General features: G+C 49.8%; 16 protein-coding genes. 8 read left to right on the plus strand and 8 right to left on the minus strand.

What is annotated here, in order from left to right:
* Positions 1 to 119: 119 nt before the first annotated feature.
* Positions 120 to 977 (minus strand): YicC/YloC family endoribonuclease, encoded by an 858-nt coding sequence (locus ACO6VE_RS12910; protein ID WP_422444246.1) that lies wholly within the window; start codon positions 975 to 977, stop codon positions 120 to 122.
* A gap of 274 nt (positions 978 to 1,251) precedes the next feature.
* Between ACO6VE_RS12910 and rph the strand changes: the two genes are divergently transcribed.
* Positions 1,252 to 1,968 (plus strand): ribonuclease PH, encoded by a 717-nt coding sequence (rph, locus tag ACO6VE_RS12915; RefSeq protein WP_163372308.1) that lies wholly within the window; start codon positions 1,252 to 1,254, stop codon positions 1,966 to 1,968.
* Positions 1,969 to 2,054: 86 nt separating this feature from the next.
* The gene (locus ACO6VE_RS12920; protein WP_101746421.1) at positions 2,055 to 2,642 is read left to right on the plus strand and encodes an AAA family ATPase; all 588 of its coding nucleotides are present in this window, start codon (positions 2,055 to 2,057) and stop codon (positions 2,640 to 2,642) included.
* 185 nt (positions 2,643 to 2,827) lie between these two features.
* Here the strand turns inward: ACO6VE_RS12920 and ACO6VE_RS12925 are convergent, their stop codons facing one another.
* Positions 2,828 to 4,027: a hypothetical protein gene (locus ACO6VE_RS12925; protein ID WP_422461640.1), complete on the minus strand. Its 1,200-nt coding sequence runs from the start codon at positions 4,025 to 4,027 to the stop codon at positions 2,828 to 2,830.
* A 506-nt stretch (positions 4,028 to 4,533) separates the two neighbouring features.
* Positions 4,534 to 5,307 carry an exodeoxyribonuclease III gene (locus ACO6VE_RS12930; protein WP_422444253.1) on the minus strand — a complete coding sequence of 258 codons (774 nt, stop codon included), beginning with the start codon at positions 5,305 to 5,307 and terminating at the stop codon, positions 4,534 to 4,536.
* A gap of 567 nt (positions 5,308 to 5,874) precedes the next feature.
* Here ACO6VE_RS12930 and pyrE point away from each other — a divergent pair.
* The 5 genes from pyrE (at position 5,875) to ACO6VE_RS12955 (ending at position 11,196) form a co-directional block, all read left to right on the plus strand.
* Positions 5,875 to 6,552: an orotate phosphoribosyltransferase gene (pyrE, locus tag ACO6VE_RS12935; protein ID WP_422444255.1), complete on the plus strand. Its 678-nt coding sequence runs from the start codon at positions 5,875 to 5,877 to the stop codon at positions 6,550 to 6,552.
* A 152-nt stretch (positions 6,553 to 6,704) separates the two neighbouring features.
* The gene (locus tag ACO6VE_RS12940; RefSeq protein ID WP_163372303.1) at positions 6,705 to 7,244 is read left to right on the plus strand and encodes a (2Fe-2S)-binding protein; all 540 of its coding nucleotides are present in this window, start codon (positions 6,705 to 6,707) and stop codon (positions 7,242 to 7,244) included.
* Positions 7,241 to 9,496, plus strand: a complete 2,256-nt coding sequence (locus tag ACO6VE_RS12945; RefSeq protein WP_422461642.1) for a molybdopterin cofactor-binding domain-containing protein — start codon at positions 7,241 to 7,243, stop codon at positions 9,494 to 9,496. Before ACO6VE_RS12940 ends, ACO6VE_RS12945 begins: the two co-directional genes overlap by 4 nt.
* A 79-nt stretch (positions 9,497 to 9,575) precedes the next feature.
* Positions 9,576 to 10,577, plus strand: a complete 1,002-nt coding sequence (locus tag ACO6VE_RS12950) for an XdhC family protein (RefSeq protein WP_422461644.1) — start codon at positions 9,576 to 9,578, stop codon at positions 10,575 to 10,577.
* On the plus strand, positions 10,564 to 11,196 hold the full coding sequence (locus tag ACO6VE_RS12955) for a nucleotidyltransferase family protein (protein WP_422444261.1): 633 nt from the start codon (positions 10,564 to 10,566) through the stop codon (positions 11,194 to 11,196). Before ACO6VE_RS12950 ends, ACO6VE_RS12955 begins: the two co-directional genes overlap by 14 nt.
* Positions 11,197 to 11,225: 29 nt before the next feature.
* Here the strand turns inward: ACO6VE_RS12955 and slmA are convergent, their stop codons facing one another.
* The 4 genes from slmA to coaBC form a co-directional block, all read right to left on the minus strand.
* Positions 11,226 to 11,816, minus strand: coding sequence for a nucleoid occlusion factor SlmA (slmA, locus tag ACO6VE_RS12960; RefSeq protein WP_422461646.1), 591 nt, complete (start codon positions 11,814 to 11,816; stop codon positions 11,226 to 11,228).
* Between the two features lie 8 nt (positions 11,817 to 11,824).
* Positions 11,825 to 12,727, minus strand: a complete 903-nt coding sequence (argB, locus tag ACO6VE_RS12965) for an acetylglutamate kinase (protein ID WP_422461648.1) — start codon at positions 12,725 to 12,727, stop codon at positions 11,825 to 11,827.
* 159 nt (positions 12,728 to 12,886) lie between these two features.
* Complete coding sequence (gene dut, locus ACO6VE_RS12970) at positions 12,887 to 13,342, minus strand: dUTP diphosphatase (RefSeq protein ID WP_422444267.1); 456 nt, start codon at positions 13,340 to 13,342, stop codon at positions 12,887 to 12,889.
* A 38-nt stretch (positions 13,343 to 13,380) separates the two neighbouring features.
* The gene (gene coaBC, locus ACO6VE_RS12975; RefSeq protein ID WP_422444269.1) at positions 13,381 to 14,631 is read right to left on the minus strand and encodes a bifunctional phosphopantothenoylcysteine decarboxylase/phosphopantothenate--cysteine ligase CoaBC; all 1,251 of its coding nucleotides are present in this window, start codon (positions 14,629 to 14,631) and stop codon (positions 13,381 to 13,383) included.
* Positions 14,632 to 14,785: 154 nt separating this feature from the next.
* Here coaBC and radC point away from each other — a divergent pair, with 154 nt between their 5' ends.
* The gene (radC, locus tag ACO6VE_RS12980; protein ID WP_276508144.1) at positions 14,786 to 15,433 is read left to right on the plus strand and encodes a RadC family protein; all 648 of its coding nucleotides are present in this window, start codon (positions 14,786 to 14,788) and stop codon (positions 15,431 to 15,433) included.
* Between the two features lie 23 nt (positions 15,434 to 15,456).
* Here radC and yihA read toward each other — a convergent pair whose 3' ends face one another.
* Positions 15,457 to 16,116 (minus strand): ribosome biogenesis GTP-binding protein YihA/YsxC, encoded by a 660-nt coding sequence (gene yihA, locus ACO6VE_RS12985; protein ID WP_422444272.1) that lies wholly within the window; start codon positions 16,114 to 16,116, stop codon positions 15,457 to 15,459.
* Positions 16,117 to 16,261 lie beyond the last annotated feature (145 nt).

Here is a 16,261-nt window from a genome sequence, read left to right on the forward strand (position 1 = left end):
GAACACTCCAGGGAAGCCTCCCTGTTTTAAACCTATGTACTTCAGGATAAGTCAGACTAAGAAATAAGCCCTGCTATTTACCACAAGACAAAAATCACTTGTTGATTATATAAGGTTTCCTATTCAATATTCTGAACCTGCTCACGCATTTGCTCGATCAGGACCTTAAGATTAACAGCGGTCTGGGTAAGTCCAGCATGAATGGACTTGGACGACAGGGTATTTGCCTCCCGGTTGAGTTCCTGCATCAGAAAATCCAATCGCCGTCCAACCGCTCCCTGCCCGGGGCTTTTCAGTGTTCGGCGCACTTCCGCTATATGCGTTTCCAGACGATCCAGCTCTTCATCGACATCCATCTTCTGAGCCAACATCACCATTTCCTGCTCCAGCCTCTCCGGATTTAACTCCTGTCTGGCTTCAGCCAGTCGATCAAGGATTTTCTCACGCTGGCTTTGCAGAATGTCTGGCAGCAACCCACGAAGCCGCTGCACCTCATCCCCCATTTTATCCAAACGGGCCTCAATGAAAGACTGCAGTTCCTGTCCTTCCCGCTGTCTCATCTCATTCAGTTGAATAAGCGCTGTGTTGAACCCTTTTATGGCAGCCCGATGAACAACGGCCATTTCCGTCTCTTCATTGCTCTGCACGCCGGGCCACTGCAGAACCTCAAGAGGATTGACCGGTGCAACCCGGGAAAAATGGGCCTCAACCTCACGCACTGCCAGTTGCAGCTTTTCCAGCAGGACACGATTCAGGTCAAGCACCTGTTCTTTCTCAACCAGCTGAAATTTCAGGCTGCATTCAACCTTGCCTCGTTTCAGCTGCTTGCGAATCAGTTCTCTCAACGCAGGCTCGATCTCCCGTGCCTGTTCCATGAGACGGAAGTGGGGTTCAAGGTAACGGTGATTAACGGATCGAATCTCCCATACCAGGCTTCCCCAATCCTCCTGTATCTGAACACGGGCGAATGCAGTCATGCTGGAAGTCATGAAATACTCTTTAATCGGTGGGCTAATAAACACTCATTATTTCAGAAGTTTATCCACAAAATAAACCGATGAGATAAGATTTTGGAAAAACTATAGTTCTAAAAATACTGACCACTTGGGCGTATGTCATTGATTTAATAACGCAGCATCAACAAAGAGAGCTGATTATTCAAACTCTATTTTCCCGAAAACCCACTGAACAGTTATAATTCCGCAAATTTTGCAGTGCTCACGTTTTTTCAGACATACCAAGGTAACCCAAATGCGCCCTAGCGGAAGAACGGCAGACCAATTACGTGATGTAAACATCACCCGCAACTATACCAAACACGCAGAAGGATCTGTGCTCGTTGAGTTTGGCGATACCAAAGTCATCTGTACCGCGTCGGTCGAACGCGGTGTACCCCGGTTTCTCAAAGGAACCGGCCAGGGCTGGATCACCGCCGAGTACGGCATGCTACCCCGGTCCACCACGGAACGGATGGGAAGGGAAGCCTCCAGAGGCAAGCAGGGTGGCAGGACGCTGGAGATTCAACGCCTGATCGGCCGTGCCTTGCGTGCGGCGGTAGACATGAAAAAGCTCGGTGAAAACACCATTAATATTGACTGTGATGTGATTCAGGCCGACGGTGGCACACGCACAGCCTCAATTACCGGAGCCTGTGTGGCACTAGTGGATGCACTGCGCTATATGCAGGAGAAGAAGATGGTCAAAAGTGACCCTTTCCTGCACATGATTGCCGCCGTTTCCGTGGGAATCTACAAAGGCAGCCCGGTTCTTGACCTTGATTATCCTGAGGACTCCAGTGCCGAAACGGACATGAACGTTGTGATGACCGATGCTGGCGGCTTTATCGAGGTCCAGGGAACGGCAGAAGCAGCCCCTTTCAGCCAGAATGAAATGCTGGCGATGATGGCCTTGGCACGATCCGGTATTGAGGAAATTATCGAGTTACAGAAAAAAGCGTTAGCAGAATGACACTTTACTGCCTGCCCTTTTGCTTGAGCTATTTTTAATAGAACCCGGCTATATGCCGGGTTCTTACTCTGTAACAGGTCAGCAGTATGATTATTGCACTCATTGGTTCCCATGGAACGGGTAAAACAACGCTCTGCAACGCTCTGGTGAAAGAGCTTGGGAGTGAATGGTCGGTGTTCACCGACTATTACCGAAAAATCGCAAAACATCTGAAGTATAAGACGCCCCGCGATGCAATAGTTGAAGATCAGGCAATCCGTCAGGTGACTTCCACGGCCATGGCGGGATCGGCACTGGGCGCCATGCTTGAGTGGACAGAGAATCTGCAAGGTCATGGCATTATCGATACAGGTCCTCCCTCATTACTTGCCTACCATCGATATTGGCTGAAAATATGCGAGACCCCTATCAGCCCTTATATGCTCAAGCTGGCCAACGCCATTAGCCAGAAAATTGATGCTTACTGCTATCTGCCAACAGGAAAATTTGCACTGGAGAGTGACGGCATTCGCAGTGACGATATCATTTTCCAGAAAGATATTGATCAGTGGGTACTGTGCAACACCGTCGATCCCGGAATATCTGAAAAAAAGATCCTGATGATGGAAAGTACTGATATTGAAAAAAGAACCGACGAATGTATCCAGATGATCCAAAGCTTCATCAGAAAATAACAGTATATTAATCTTTTCTTAATTAATTGATGAAATATCCGGACTCTGATAGATCGTACCAAGCACCCTTCGACTCCGCTCAGGGTGAACGGAGATTGTACACTTCAAACCCATTGAAACCATGTACTAACGCCCGGATCAACTTCACGAACACTCATTTTACGGCAAAGTACCCAATGTCCTGTTTACTCCGTCGGGCGGGCCATTTTACTGGCGTGCGGAAGAGTATCATCGCTATTTTCTGGTCGTTTTCGAGTATTGTTGCCTGAGTTAGCTATAAAGCCCGGGCCTGAACTGCTGCCAGCTTGGTTATTCTGGTGATACTCCGGGGCGTATTGAGGGGTAAGCTTGAATTTCTCACAAACCCATGGGTTATTAATCATCCTGAAAAAGTTGGTATCCGGTACATACGTCAGTTGTTTACCGCACTCTTTGACCAATGCTTCCATGTTGTTTGATGTTTTTATGTACGATAAAACCGATAAGATCCTGCTGCTTTGCGACCAGGCATGCAATAAACTTTCCGAGGAGATCTCCACCTGCTGGATTTTCTGATCCCGTTTTGCCAGTTGATGCACATTCAGGCAGCCAACAATTACAGAAGACAGCGCTTCTGGATCCAGGCCTGAAGCCATCAGGCTCGCCCTGAATTCAAATGCGAACTGCAAATAAAACAGACATGCCTCAGGGCCAGGTATGGGCATTTGGGCGTGGCGATGGGTCAATGCTGTTCTGAGGATTTGTTTGTCACCAGCGGCCAGCATGCCAGCAGCGCGTTTATCGTCCAGCATCATACTGACCAGCTTTGAGTCAGGGTTGGTCATTTGTGCCAGCACTCGGGTCATCTTTGCCTGCAGGACACCCCGAATTTTCTGTACGCCGGATTCATCCCCCGGAAACACTCTGTTAGCCTCAATATCGATAATTGTTTGTGGGGAACTCAAGTCGAATAGTTGGGGTGCCGGGGGGTATAGACCCAGAGCATTCTGATAGGCTAACTGATGTCTGAACAGGTTGAGGGCTTGAGTTGTTTTTTCCACTGCAGCAGCGTTAACAAAGAGGGTCTGGTTTTTCAGAATATAGTTCTTGACCGCAGCTTTCCGGTCACTGTTCAGGTTTTCGTACGGGATGGTGATTCGCGTTGTTTCATAAACCAGGTTTTTCTTCAGACGTTTCGATGCTTCAATATTCCATCCCTCTACCATCAGAGTTTCCAGGCTGTTAATGCACTCACCCAAATATTGAAGGCCTCCTCCTTCCAGCCTGCCCTCCGTTTTACCGATAGGCATTTGCACATTAATGGCCGTGGCGATGGCACATTCGGCAATAAATCTTTTGCCCTGCTCTTTGGCAATGCATTTGGACAAGCCAAATTTAGCCAGCAAGGTAGTCTCAATCAATGGAAAATTAATCAATGACGCATTTGTTCTGATAATTTTGATTTTTCGGGACAACTCCTCCTGGCATACTTTCGTTCTTTGGTGAGGAAAACAGGTGTTATATAAATAACGGGGAGCAATAAGTTTCACCTCCTTTCCAAGGTGATTGATAGCACTTGTTTCTGTTTGCGTGGCTACATCCCGAGTCTGAACGACAGGACAGAATGACTGAGCGGGTTTGGGTTGAATATTCATGGCAACCAGCACTCCTGAATTAACCTGCCAGCATTTTTTAACTGTGATATTGACTGTGTGTCTATTTAAAAAGTTCCATACACAACGGGCTGCAAATCGACATATTACAGAGTGATCGGTCAAACCAGATACTTTATTCTTTTTTATTCACTAAAAATAAAAAAAGGAGATTGCCAACGTCGTTGACTCTCTCCTTTTTCAGCAATGTTCCCATTTATCCGGGAACAACAAAATGATGAATCAGGTTCAGAAAATAGTCAGAACCCCAGCTCCCAGTCATAATCAATGATGACCGGTGCATGGGATGAGAAGGCCTGACCCTTGTAGATACCGCCATTCAGCACGCGGTGACGCATGCCCGGAGTGATAATCTGGTAATCAATGCGCATGCCAACATTGTCATGGCGCAGATACTCATCTTGCCACCAGCTGTACTTGCCCGCCTCCCGGTCAACCTCACGGTAAGCATCAAAGAACCCCATATCACCCAGCAGACCTTCCATCCAGCCACGTTCCGCCTGATTGAAACCTGAAACCTCCTGGGCATCACGCCAGTTAGCCACATCAATCTTGCGGTGTGCAATGTTCCAGGTGCCACACATAAGGAACTCACGACGCTTACGACGTTGTTTGCTTAAGTGGTGGGAATAGCCGTCCAGGAAACGGTACTTGAAATTCAGGTTTTCTTCAGTGTCACCTTCCGGTACGTACAGGCTGACAAGACTGATCTTGTCAAAGTCTGCCTGAAGGTAACGGCCGGTTTCATCAACCTCAGGAATACCAAGGCCACTGATAATAGCCTTGGGAGCATGACGGGTATAGATGGCTACACCGCCTCGCTCAACCCTGTTGTAACCACTGAAAGCATAACCAAAGTAGCCATCAAGAAAATACTGATCCTCAATCACCTGCTCGTCTTCACGAGTATCCTGCAGACAGATAAGGTCAGCATCCTGCTCCAGGAGCCAGTCAAACAGGCCTTTTTCCCGTGCGCTTTTAATGCCTTCGCAATTTAAACTGATAACTCTCATCGAATACACCTTACCAGGCCGTTTACATGCTCTGGCATTAAGTAAGCTTGTTACCTCGGCAAGACAGTAACCGGAAAAACAGAAACTGAAGACCTGCAAAACCATTTGAGCAAATCTCAGCCTGAGCAGCAGTTGCTTTGATCAGGATGAACGACGGCTAAAGTCTAAGCTTTTCAAGGATACAGTTACTCAACCGGGATTAACCCTGCATCAACTGTACGACAGAGTTGGTAAGAGCCCTCACCCCTATTATAAGGCATGATTAACATTCTTATGGTACGGTTGAACACAGAAATTTCTGGATTATATCGAACAAATGATAACGGGTCGCCTCCCGTATGTTTATCCGCATAAATCCGGTCTCTTCTGCAGCAGCCTGCAGTTCTGACGAAGTGACACCTGACGGTTTCCGTAATTTCACACCTGCTGACCGGGATGCAACCAATATTATAAATTGCACAATATCTCTGAAATAACACCTCACACAGGGGATTTAGGGTCGTATATTGGTATAAGATCAGCCCTTGAGTCCGGCACTACGGGCATATAGCGAACAGGACCCTCCCGATGCATCAGTACCAAAAAGAATTTCTGGATTTCGCCATTGAGCAGCAAGTACTCCGTTTTGGAGAGTTCACCCTGAAGTCCGGAAGAAAATCTCCCTACTTCTTTAATGCCGGGTTATTCCATAGCGGTGAAGCCATCAGCAAACTCGGTCAGTTTTATGCCTCAGCCATGGTCAATGCCGGGCTTGAATTTGACCTGCTGTTTGGGCCCGCCTACAAAGGCATCCCATTGGCCACTGCGACCGCCGTCGCATTGTTTGAAAAGCATAACCGGAATGTGCCGTGGTGCTTCAATCGCAAGGAGGCCAAAGATCACGGCGAAGGAGGGAATATTGTCGGTGCGCCCCTGGAAGGGCGAGTCGTGATTGTTGATGATGTTATCACGGCAGGCACAGCGATTCGTGAAGTGATGACCATTATTGAGCAAACAGACGCGACGCCCGCAGCCGTTGTGGTCGCCATGGATCGTCAGGAAAAAGGGCAAGGGGAGTCTTCAACGCCAGGAGAGTCCGCAACGCTAAAAGAGCTTTCTGCCATCCAGGAAGTAGAGCGTGATTTCAATATTCCGGTGTTGAGTATTGTTTCCCTGTCTGACTTGCTTGAGTATAGTGAACATCATCCGGAGATCCGCCGATACGCACCGGAAATTAAAGCCTATAGAGATGCCTATGGAGTATGAGGTCGTCATTATACTGTTTGTTAAAGTGCGACCGTAGCCAATCTGGCTGCGGCGCAGGATCTATAAAAATATAGAAATATTGACGACAAGCGTCTGCTGATAAAAAAAGTATTTTAGCTAATAAGAAACTGACACGGCCGGGGGAGGCACACGTGATTAGCTTTAAGTTAAATGGACAAACGGTAAATGTCGACGCACCGGGAGATACACCGTTGCTCTGGGTGGTTCGTGAACATTTGACCATGAAAGGCACAAAATTCGGTTGCGGTATGGGCTTATGTGGTGCCTGTAGCATGCTAATCGATGGTGTGAGTACCCGAACCTGCATCATGCCGGTTCAAGCCGTGGCCAATCGACATATCACCACCATTGAAGGCCTTGGTAACCCACAAATGATGTCCACTTTGCAGAACGCCTGGGTTGAAGCCGACGTTCCCCAGTGTGGCTATTGCCAAAGTGGGCAAATCATCAGTGCTACCGCATTGCTGAGCCAGAACAACAACCCCAGTGACAGCGATATCGACATCGCCATGAGCGGCAATATCTGCCGATGCGGCACCTATCCCAATGTAAAAAAAGCCATCAAAAATGCAGCGGCAGATTTAAGAAATGGCAAAGGCCGTTTGCAAGCGGTTCAGGTATTTGATCCAACGGCAACTGCATCACCGGAGACACAGGAGGTGCAGTCATGAGTGTCATTGAACAACCACTAACGCAAAACAAACAGACATTAGAAAACAGCTCCCGCCGTAGCTTTCTCAAAAAAATGGGCATTGTCGGTGGTGGTTTAGTGGTGGGAATTCCACTGACGGGCTGTGCCAGTGTTAAATTTCCCAATGCCATGGATGGTGATTTGCAACCCAATGCATTGCTGCAAATTACCGCCAATAATGACATTTATTTTTATCTTCCCCGTTCCGAAATGGGCCAGGGCGTATACACGGGCCTGACCACCATGCTGGCGGAAGAACTCGACGTTCATCCGGGTAAAATCCAGGTTAAAAATGTTGGCGCTCACGAAGAATATGCAAACCCGGAATATGGACTGCAACTGACCGGTGGTAGCAACAGCATTCGTGTGCATTTTATTCCGCTGCGGCAAATGGCTGCAAATGTCCGTATGGTTATTCGACAGGCGGCCGCACAAGTACTTCAACTGCCGCTGGATCAAATTCAAACGGATAACGGCATGATTGTCGCCAATGGTAAAAAGCTGCCTTACGGTGACTTTACCAAAGTGGCTGCTCATTTGAGTCTTCCTGAAGAGACACCGCTCAAGAAAAAAGCAGACTTCAAATACATTGGTAAACACTCAAAACGTTTGGACGCCGTAGCGAAAAGCACAGGCTCAGCGGAATTTGGTCTGGACGTGGAGTTTGCTGGCCTGCACCGGGCGGCATTAAAACGCTGCCCCGTATCGGGTGGCACCGTGAAAAACTTTGATGATAGCAAAGTGAAAAGCCTGCCCGGCGTCAAAGCCGTGGTCAGCATCTTTAACGGTGTGGCCGTGGTAGCGGATCATTACTATCAGGCAAAAGCCGCCTTGCCTGTGCTGGACGTACAATGGGAATTACCGGAGACCCTGTCTGACTTTTCCAGTGACTCCACTGAAGCAGGCAACGGCAAACAATTATTTAAAGCTGCATTGGATAGCGATGAATCCGATAATGCACACAAAGAAGGCAACGGTCGTGATGCATTAAAAACCTCTGATACGGTTGTGTCCGGAGAGTATTGGGCCCCCTACCTGGCCCACGCCACAATGGAGCCGATGAATTGCACGGCGAAATTCACCGGTAATAAATTAGAAATCTGGACAGGCTGCCAAAACCCGGGTGTTGCTGCCAAATTAGCCGCCTTTTACGGTGATGTAGCAAAAGACGATGTAACTGTTCACAGTACGTTCCTGGGAGGAGGGTTCGGACGTCGTATCTCAAGCGATTATGTTGCAGAAGCCGTTTCCATAGCCAAAGCATCGGGTTTTCCGGTGCAACTGATCTGGAGCCGTGAAGACGATACAAAACGCGATTATTATCGTCCTGCATCCATGGCTGAATTTCAGGTTGGCCTGGATAAAGACGGTAATATTGACAGCTGGAACGTTAAGCGCTCCGGTCCAAACATCCTGCCCTATACCATCGACGAAGTGACCGATGCCATGATGCCGGGATTCCTGCCGGATGGCATGGTTGATTGGATCAGTAAAGCGGGTTACGGCCTGTTTGACGGCTGGACGGTCGATCCTACTTCCGTCGAAGGCTTATTCGAAGATTATGATGCCAACCATAAATCCGTTGACCACGTGACGGTTGATCCGGGGCTACCGGTAGGTTTCTGGCGCAGTGTTGGTCACTCATTCAGTGGCTTCTTTAAAGAAAGCATGATGGATGAAGTGGCCATTTCGCAACAACAAGACCCTGTCGCCTATCGCCTGAAACACTTAAAAAGTAATCCTCGACTGGCGAACACGCTGAAGCTGGCAGCCGAAAAAGCGGGATGGGGAAAACCCTTGCCTGAAGGTCACTATCACGGCGTAGCCGTTCATGCTTCGTTCCTGTCTTATGTGACTCAAATCGCAGAGGTATCGGTGAACAACGGTCAAATTAAAGTTCACAAAGTGACCTGTGTGCTGGATTGCGGCTTGGCGGTTAACCCTGAAATCGTTATCCAGCAAATGGAAAGTGGCATCCTGTTTGGCTTAACCGCTGCCCTTTACGGTGAGATCACCGTTAAAGACGGTGCAGTGGTGCAAAGTAACTTCCATGATTACCCGATACTGCGAATGAATGAATCACCAGACATTGAGGTAGTCATTGTAGAAAGTGATGAAGCACCAACGGGTGTCGGTGAACCCGGTTTACCGCCCATTGCCGGTGCCGTGGGCAATGCCATCTTTGCCGCAACGGGTAAGCGTTTAAGAAGCTTGCCTCTTAAACTGAGTTAATTTGAGTGTGGTGCTTCGTCCCTAGGAGGCTGTCCGAGGGACGAAGACCCGTTATGTGCAAAGGTTTAATTAAAACAATATGCAAGGTTCACAATTAGAAGTATTAAATGGTTGTTTATCCTGCCTTGAACAAGGCGAGAATATTACCCTCGTCAGTGTGGCTAAAACCTGGGGTACTTCCCCCCGCCCGGTAGGCTCCCTTTTAGCGGTAAGTTCCTCTGGTCGTTTTTTTGGCAGTGTCAGTGGCGGTTGTGTTGAAGAAGATTTGATCGAACAGCTAGCCCAACACCCGGTCAGATTTGTACAAAAAATCATGTACGGAGAAACGGCCGAAGAGCGTCACCGTTTTGGATTGCCTTGTGGCGGTGCTTTAGAACTGATGGCGGAACCTCTCAATGACATTAAAGACGTTGAATGTCTGATTGATCATATTGCAACCAGAAAAACCTGCTTAAGAAAGGTAAGCCTTGAAACGGGTCAGGTGACTTATCTTCCCTGGCAGCAACAGGCACCCGAGCTGTCACCAACCCACTGGCAAAACGTATTTGGCCCAACCTGGCGATTAATGGTGATTGGTGCCGGTGAAACTGGCCGATATCTGGCCGAATTTGCCCAGGGCCTTGGGTTTGAAGTGTTGGTTAGTGATCCCAGGCCTGATTATCGGAGCAACTGGCCCTTAAAAGACTTACCGCTGTTACAAGGTTTTCCTGACGATATCATTCAGGATTTAAACGTGGATGTTCGTACAGCCATTGTCGCCGTCGCCCATGACCCGAAAGTAGACGACATGGCGTTACTCACCGCCTTAAAAAGCGATGCCTTCTATGTTGGTGCCCTTGGCTCGAAACTCAACAACCAGGAACGCCGCGCACGCCTCAGGGAACACTTTGATTTCACTGAAGCTGAAGTTAACCAACTCCATGGCCCAGTGGGATTAAATATCGGCAGTAAATCCCCGGCTGAAATTGCGCTGTCTATTCTTGCTGAAATCACAGCCATTAAAAATGGCATACAGCCCGGTAAGGCATTGGAAAAGAAAGAAGATCAAATCAGTCAGACGGCCGCCTGTGACATCCGTTAGCATTTCAGCATCGAACCCTGGCGAGAAAATAACGGCGGTTATTTTAGCCGCCGGTAAAGGTACGCGATTTAACGGCCATAAAATGATGCATGATATTAACGGCATCCCTATGGCCATCCGCAGTGCATTGAATGCTCAGCACCATGTTCATCACGTTTTAGTTATCGTCAGACCGCAGGATCACCGCCTTAAACGTGCACTGGATAAATACCGGCTTGCCTACACGGACAACCCTGATTTTGAACAAGGTATGAGTTCATCCATTGTGCAAGCCATTGACCATATTCCTGACGATCAACATATCCTTCTCTGCCTGGGAGACATGCCCCACATCGAACCTGATACTTACCAGCGCCTTATTGCAGGTTTTAGAAAACATAAATTCAATAAAATCATCAGGCCGATCTATCAATCTGAAGATCCGATTCCGGCTCACCCCGTGTTATTTCCCGCATCTCTTCAGGCAGATTTGAAGTTACTCAGTGGTGATGCAGGTGCTAAATCTATTCTTAAGATCCACCAGCCGATTTTGCTGGAAACATCTGACGAAGGCGTGATCAAGGATATTGATTACTATACCGGTCATAACGAAATAGTTGGTCAGGTATCCGGTGCCTGACCATGGCCAGACACCAGGAAAACCAGAACTTATCTGAACGCCGCCGCAGAAAGAATTTGCCACTGATCCGCCCAGTTTTCCGTGGGCTTGCGCTTGAATTCACTGCGAACATACTGGGCAATCCGGCCTTCGGCAGCAGCCAGCATCAGATTTGCAGTTACGCTGACGGTCAGGCGGGGTCGCACACCTTCCTTGATTTCCGCTTCACGTAACGTCTGCTTGAGTTGTGTCTCCAGACGGTCAAACAGCTGAGTCACACGCTGGCGCAACCGCTCGGTCTCACCAGCCAATGCATCCCCGGTCAGGATACGGGTCAAGCCGGGGTTTTTCTCACAGAAGCCAATCAGCAACAGCAGGATCTTTTCACACCGTGCAGTCACATGGGGCTCTTCAGAAAGAATCAGCGAGATTCGGGAAAACAGCGTCTCCTCAATAAACTCGATCAGCCCTTCAAACATTTTTGCCTTGCTCGGGAAGTGACGGTACAGGGCCGCTTCGGAAACACCCACCGCTCTGGCCAGGGCCGAGGTGGTAATCCGGTTCCCCGGAGCCGTCTCCAGCATATGAGCCAGGGCTTCCAGAATCTGCTGCTTGCGAGAAATTTTCTGAGACATATCCATTATGAGTACTAAACACTATCTCCGGTTATCAGGGTGCCCACTCCCCGGTCAGTTAACAGTTCAAGCAGAACGGCATGTGGCACCCGGCCGTCAATGATGTGCGCTGTTTTTACACCGCACTTCACGGCATTAAGCGCGCATTGTATCTTGGGAAGCATACCGCCATAAATAGTTCCGTCAGCAATTAATGCTTCGACCTGCTCTGAGTTCAGCCCGGTCAGCAGGTTGTCATCCTTATCCAGCAGGCCTGCCGTATTGGTCAGTAACAACAGTTTTTCTGCCACCAGCTCTTCCGCCAGGCGTCCGGCAACGAGGTCGGCGTTGATATTGTAGGAGGCACCGGCATCATCCACCCCGATAGGCGCAACCACCGGAATAAAGTCGGAGTTTTGCAGCATGGTGATGATATCGGTGTCGATGGATTCCACTTCGCCCACCTGACCAATATCAATAATCTCCCGTGCGGTTATCTCCGGGGTCACCTCGGTCACCAGCAACCGTTTGGCACGAATAAATCGACCATCCTTGCCGGTAACACCAACAGCCCGCCCGCCATTGTTGTTGATAAGTGTCACTATCTCCTTGTTTACCAGCCCGCCCAATACCATCTGTACCACATCCATGGTATTGGAGTCGGTGACTCGCATGCCCTGGACAAAGCGGCTTTCGATGTTCAGCCGTTTCAGCATGTCGCCTATCTGTGGACCGCCACCGTGAACCACCACAGGATTAATACCCACCGCCTTCAGCAAGACCACGCCCTGGGCAAAGCTGTTTTTCAGTTCGTCGTTTTCCATGGCATTGCCACCGTATTTAACGACGACGGTCTTACCGGCATAGCGTTGCAAATAGGGCAGTGCCTCGGTCAGAACCGTGGCGATTTCCTGAGAGGATAAAGCAGGCTTATCCATGACTCCTCCTGCGTTGCTCTTACTGATTGAGCATGGTGTCCGGGCCTGTTGACTGCAGGCTCAATTTGAACTGGCAACGTAACATCAACAGGCCCTGGTTATTTTTTATTGGTGGCGGCCTGGCACAATCAGCCACGCCCTGGTGACAAAAAGCCGTAATCAGTGGGTTCCGGAGTGCCCAAAGCCTCCGGCACCGCGGTCACTTTCATCAAAGCTTGCCACAATCTCCAGTCGGGCCTGAACCACGGGAACCAGTATTAACTGGGCAATACGCTCCCCCGGCTGAATCGTGAACGTGGTATTTCCCCGGTTCCAGCAGGAGACCATCAGCTGCCCCTGGTAGTCAGAGTCAATCAGTCCCACAAGATTACCCAGAACGATGCCATGCTTATGACCCAGTCCGGAGCGGGGAAGGATCATCGCCGCCAGGGACGGGTCTTCAATGTGGATGGCCATACCGGTAGGCAGCAACTGGGTTTGACCCGGCTCCAGGCTCATAGGTTGATCAAGACAGGCTCGCAGATCAATACCTGCTGAGCCTTCTGTGGCATATTCCGGCAATGGAAACTCTGTGCCCAGCCGTGGATCCAGAATACGGGTTTTCAGTGTTCTCATGTCGTTTAATTCCCTGTGTATTTACCGTGAAATGCCTTTCAAGGCTGTTCAACTGTCTCAGTTTTGGGCTGTTGGCTTTTCCACTTTCTGAAACGGCGGGCAACAATTTGCAGCAGCTTGCGGGACACCACTTTTTTCGATGCTCTTGGTAATGGCTCTTCCAGCGCTTCGCCAATGACGGTGACTTCGTTGCTGTCGCTGCTGAAGCCAATCTCCCGGTCACCCACATCATTGGCCACCACCAGATTCATCTTCTTGCGGCGCAGCTTATCCGCAGCGTAGCCCAGTACATTGTGCGTCTCTGCGGCAAAACCCACCACAAAGGGCGGTGTGTCCAGAGCGGAGACCGAAGCAATAATATCGGGGTTCCGTACCAGTTTAATCTCCAGGGTTTCACTGCCATTGTCAGGGTCTTTCTTGATCTTTTCCCGGGCAACCTCGGCAGGGCGATAGTCACTGACAGCAGCACAACCGATAAAGATATCCACATCGGCTATCCGGTCATGAACCGCCTGATGCATATCCCTGGCACTGACCACATCCACCCGCCGGACCCGATCCGGTGTGTCCAGATTCACCGGGCCACTGATCAGGGTAACCGTTGCCCCGGATGCAACAGCCGCTTCGGCAATGGCAAAGCCCATTTTTCCGGAACTGTGGTTGGAAATATACCGAACCGGATCAATATCTTCGCGGGTGCCGCCAGCGGTGATCATGATATTCACCCCGGTGAGAATATCATGGCTGAACAGCCCCGATGTTTTTTCCACAATCAGCTCAGGGTCTAGCATCCTGCCCGGGCCGATATCACCACAGGCCTGGCTGCCATCGCCCGGGCCAAACAAATGGATATTCCGCTCCAGCAGCTCTTCGCAATTTCGCTGGGTCACACTATCACGCCACATCCCCTGGTTCATGGCCGGTGCCAGGCAGATAGGTGCACTGGTGGCCAGGCACAAAGTGGTTAACAGATCATCCGCATGGCCACCGGCCAGTCGTGCAATAAAGTCAGCCGTGGCAGGGGCAATCAGAACCACATCCGCCCAGCGGGCCAGTTCGATATGCCCCATGGCCGCTTCCGCCCCGGTGTCGAGCAGATCCAGATGCACCGGGTTGTGAGACAGTGCCTGCAGGGTTAACGGGGTAATAAACTCACAGGCGGCACTGGTCATGACCACACGGACATCAGCCCCCAGTTTGGTCAGCAGACGAATCAGCTCTGCACTCTTATAAGCAGCAATGCCACCGGTAACACCAAGAACAATGCGTTTGTTACTTAGCTGTTGCATTTTTTGCAAATTTCCTCAGGGAATTAAACCGGCAATTTTTTGTCTGAGTAGTCAGGAACCGCACAGAACGCCATGGGCTACTCACCATAAATCCGCTCCATCATAGCAGTGAATAGCTGACGGTATAACCACCATAAAAGCCCGGAGTCATCATTTGCTACCAAGAGAAAAGATACTGGCCATGGGCCCTTCAGCCCTCACTGAAGCGGAGCTATTGGCACTGCTGTTAAGAACGGGTTGCCAGGGTATGAACGTGATGGAACTGGCCAGCCATCTGCTGGAACAGTTTGGTGGCCTGGAAAAACTGCTGACCACCCGCCATCAGCATCTTATGTCCGTTAAAGGCCTTGGGCCTGCCAAAGCTACGCAGCTCAGCGCTACCCTGGAGCTTTGCCGAAGGGTACTGCGTGAAAAGGTAGCCAACTCCGATGTTATCTCCAGCCCAGAGTCAACCCGGGAGTACCTGCAGCTGCACTTCCAGGGTCTTCAGCGAGAGCAGTTTGCCTGTCTTTTTCTGGACACCCGGCACCGGGTTATTACGCTGGAAACACTCTTTCAGGGCACCTTGAACACAGCCACCGTTCATCCCAGGGAGGTGGTGAAACAGGCGCTGGCGTTGAATGCGGCATCACTGATTCTCTGTCACAACCACCCATCGGGCGATCCTGAGCCCAGTCAGGCTGACATTCGCATTACCCAGCGGTTGAAAGAGGCGTTGCAACTGGTGGATATTCAGGTGCTGGATCATATGATTGTGGGACAGGGAAAGATACTATCCATGGCGGAACGAGGGCTGGTTTAGCTTTCCATGCTCAGCAGTGAAACCTAATCATCAGACTCCAGGTGCTCGTCACCGTCATAAATGTCATCGGGCTCAGGTGCAAGAAACCACTCATCCAGTTTCATAGAGAGCTGATCAACACCGGTTTTCTTGAGGGAAGAGAATAACTGAACACTCACCTGTGGGAATCGGGACAGATCCTTTTTGAGGCTGTTCAGAACCTGTTTGGCGGCCCCCTGTTTCAGTTTGTCCGCCTTGGTGAGCAGTATGTGCAGCGGTAAGTTTGCACTTACACTCCAGTTAAGCATCATCTGATCGAACTCTTTCATCGGATGACGAATATCCATCAACAGCACCAGGCCAACCAGCGCCTCGCGACGCTCCAGATAATCGGTCATGTGATGCTGCCACTCCTGCTTCATGGCTTCAGGCACTTTGGCATAACCATAGCCCGGAAGATCCACCAGAAAGACACCATCCTGCACGTCAAAGAAGTTGATGAGCTGGGTTCTTCCCGGCGTCTTACTGGTACGAGCCAGTTTGTTGGAACCCGTCAGCGCATTCAGGGCGCTGGACTTTCCTGCATTAGAGCGACCTGCAAAGGCCACTTCACGACCTTCATTCTCCGGACACTGGCTCAGCCTGGCCGCGCTCTTGTAAAAAGAGGCCTGGCGGTAATTTAATGAAGATCTGGTATCACTCATGGGGTTTCATCTATTCCAGTAATCTTTGCTGATTGCCAATAAGTAGTTAACCAAATGAAATCATATATTTCTGACTAAGTTGTCAGTCACTCTGCGGCGTTGCAACTCCGGTCACATAGCTACGGCTATGCTCCCTACGTTGCGC

It is taken from the genome of Endozoicomonas sp. ALB115 (assembly GCF_049310245.1).
Taxonomy (GTDB): Bacteria; Pseudomonadota; Gammaproteobacteria; order Pseudomonadales; family Endozoicomonadaceae; genus Endozoicomonas.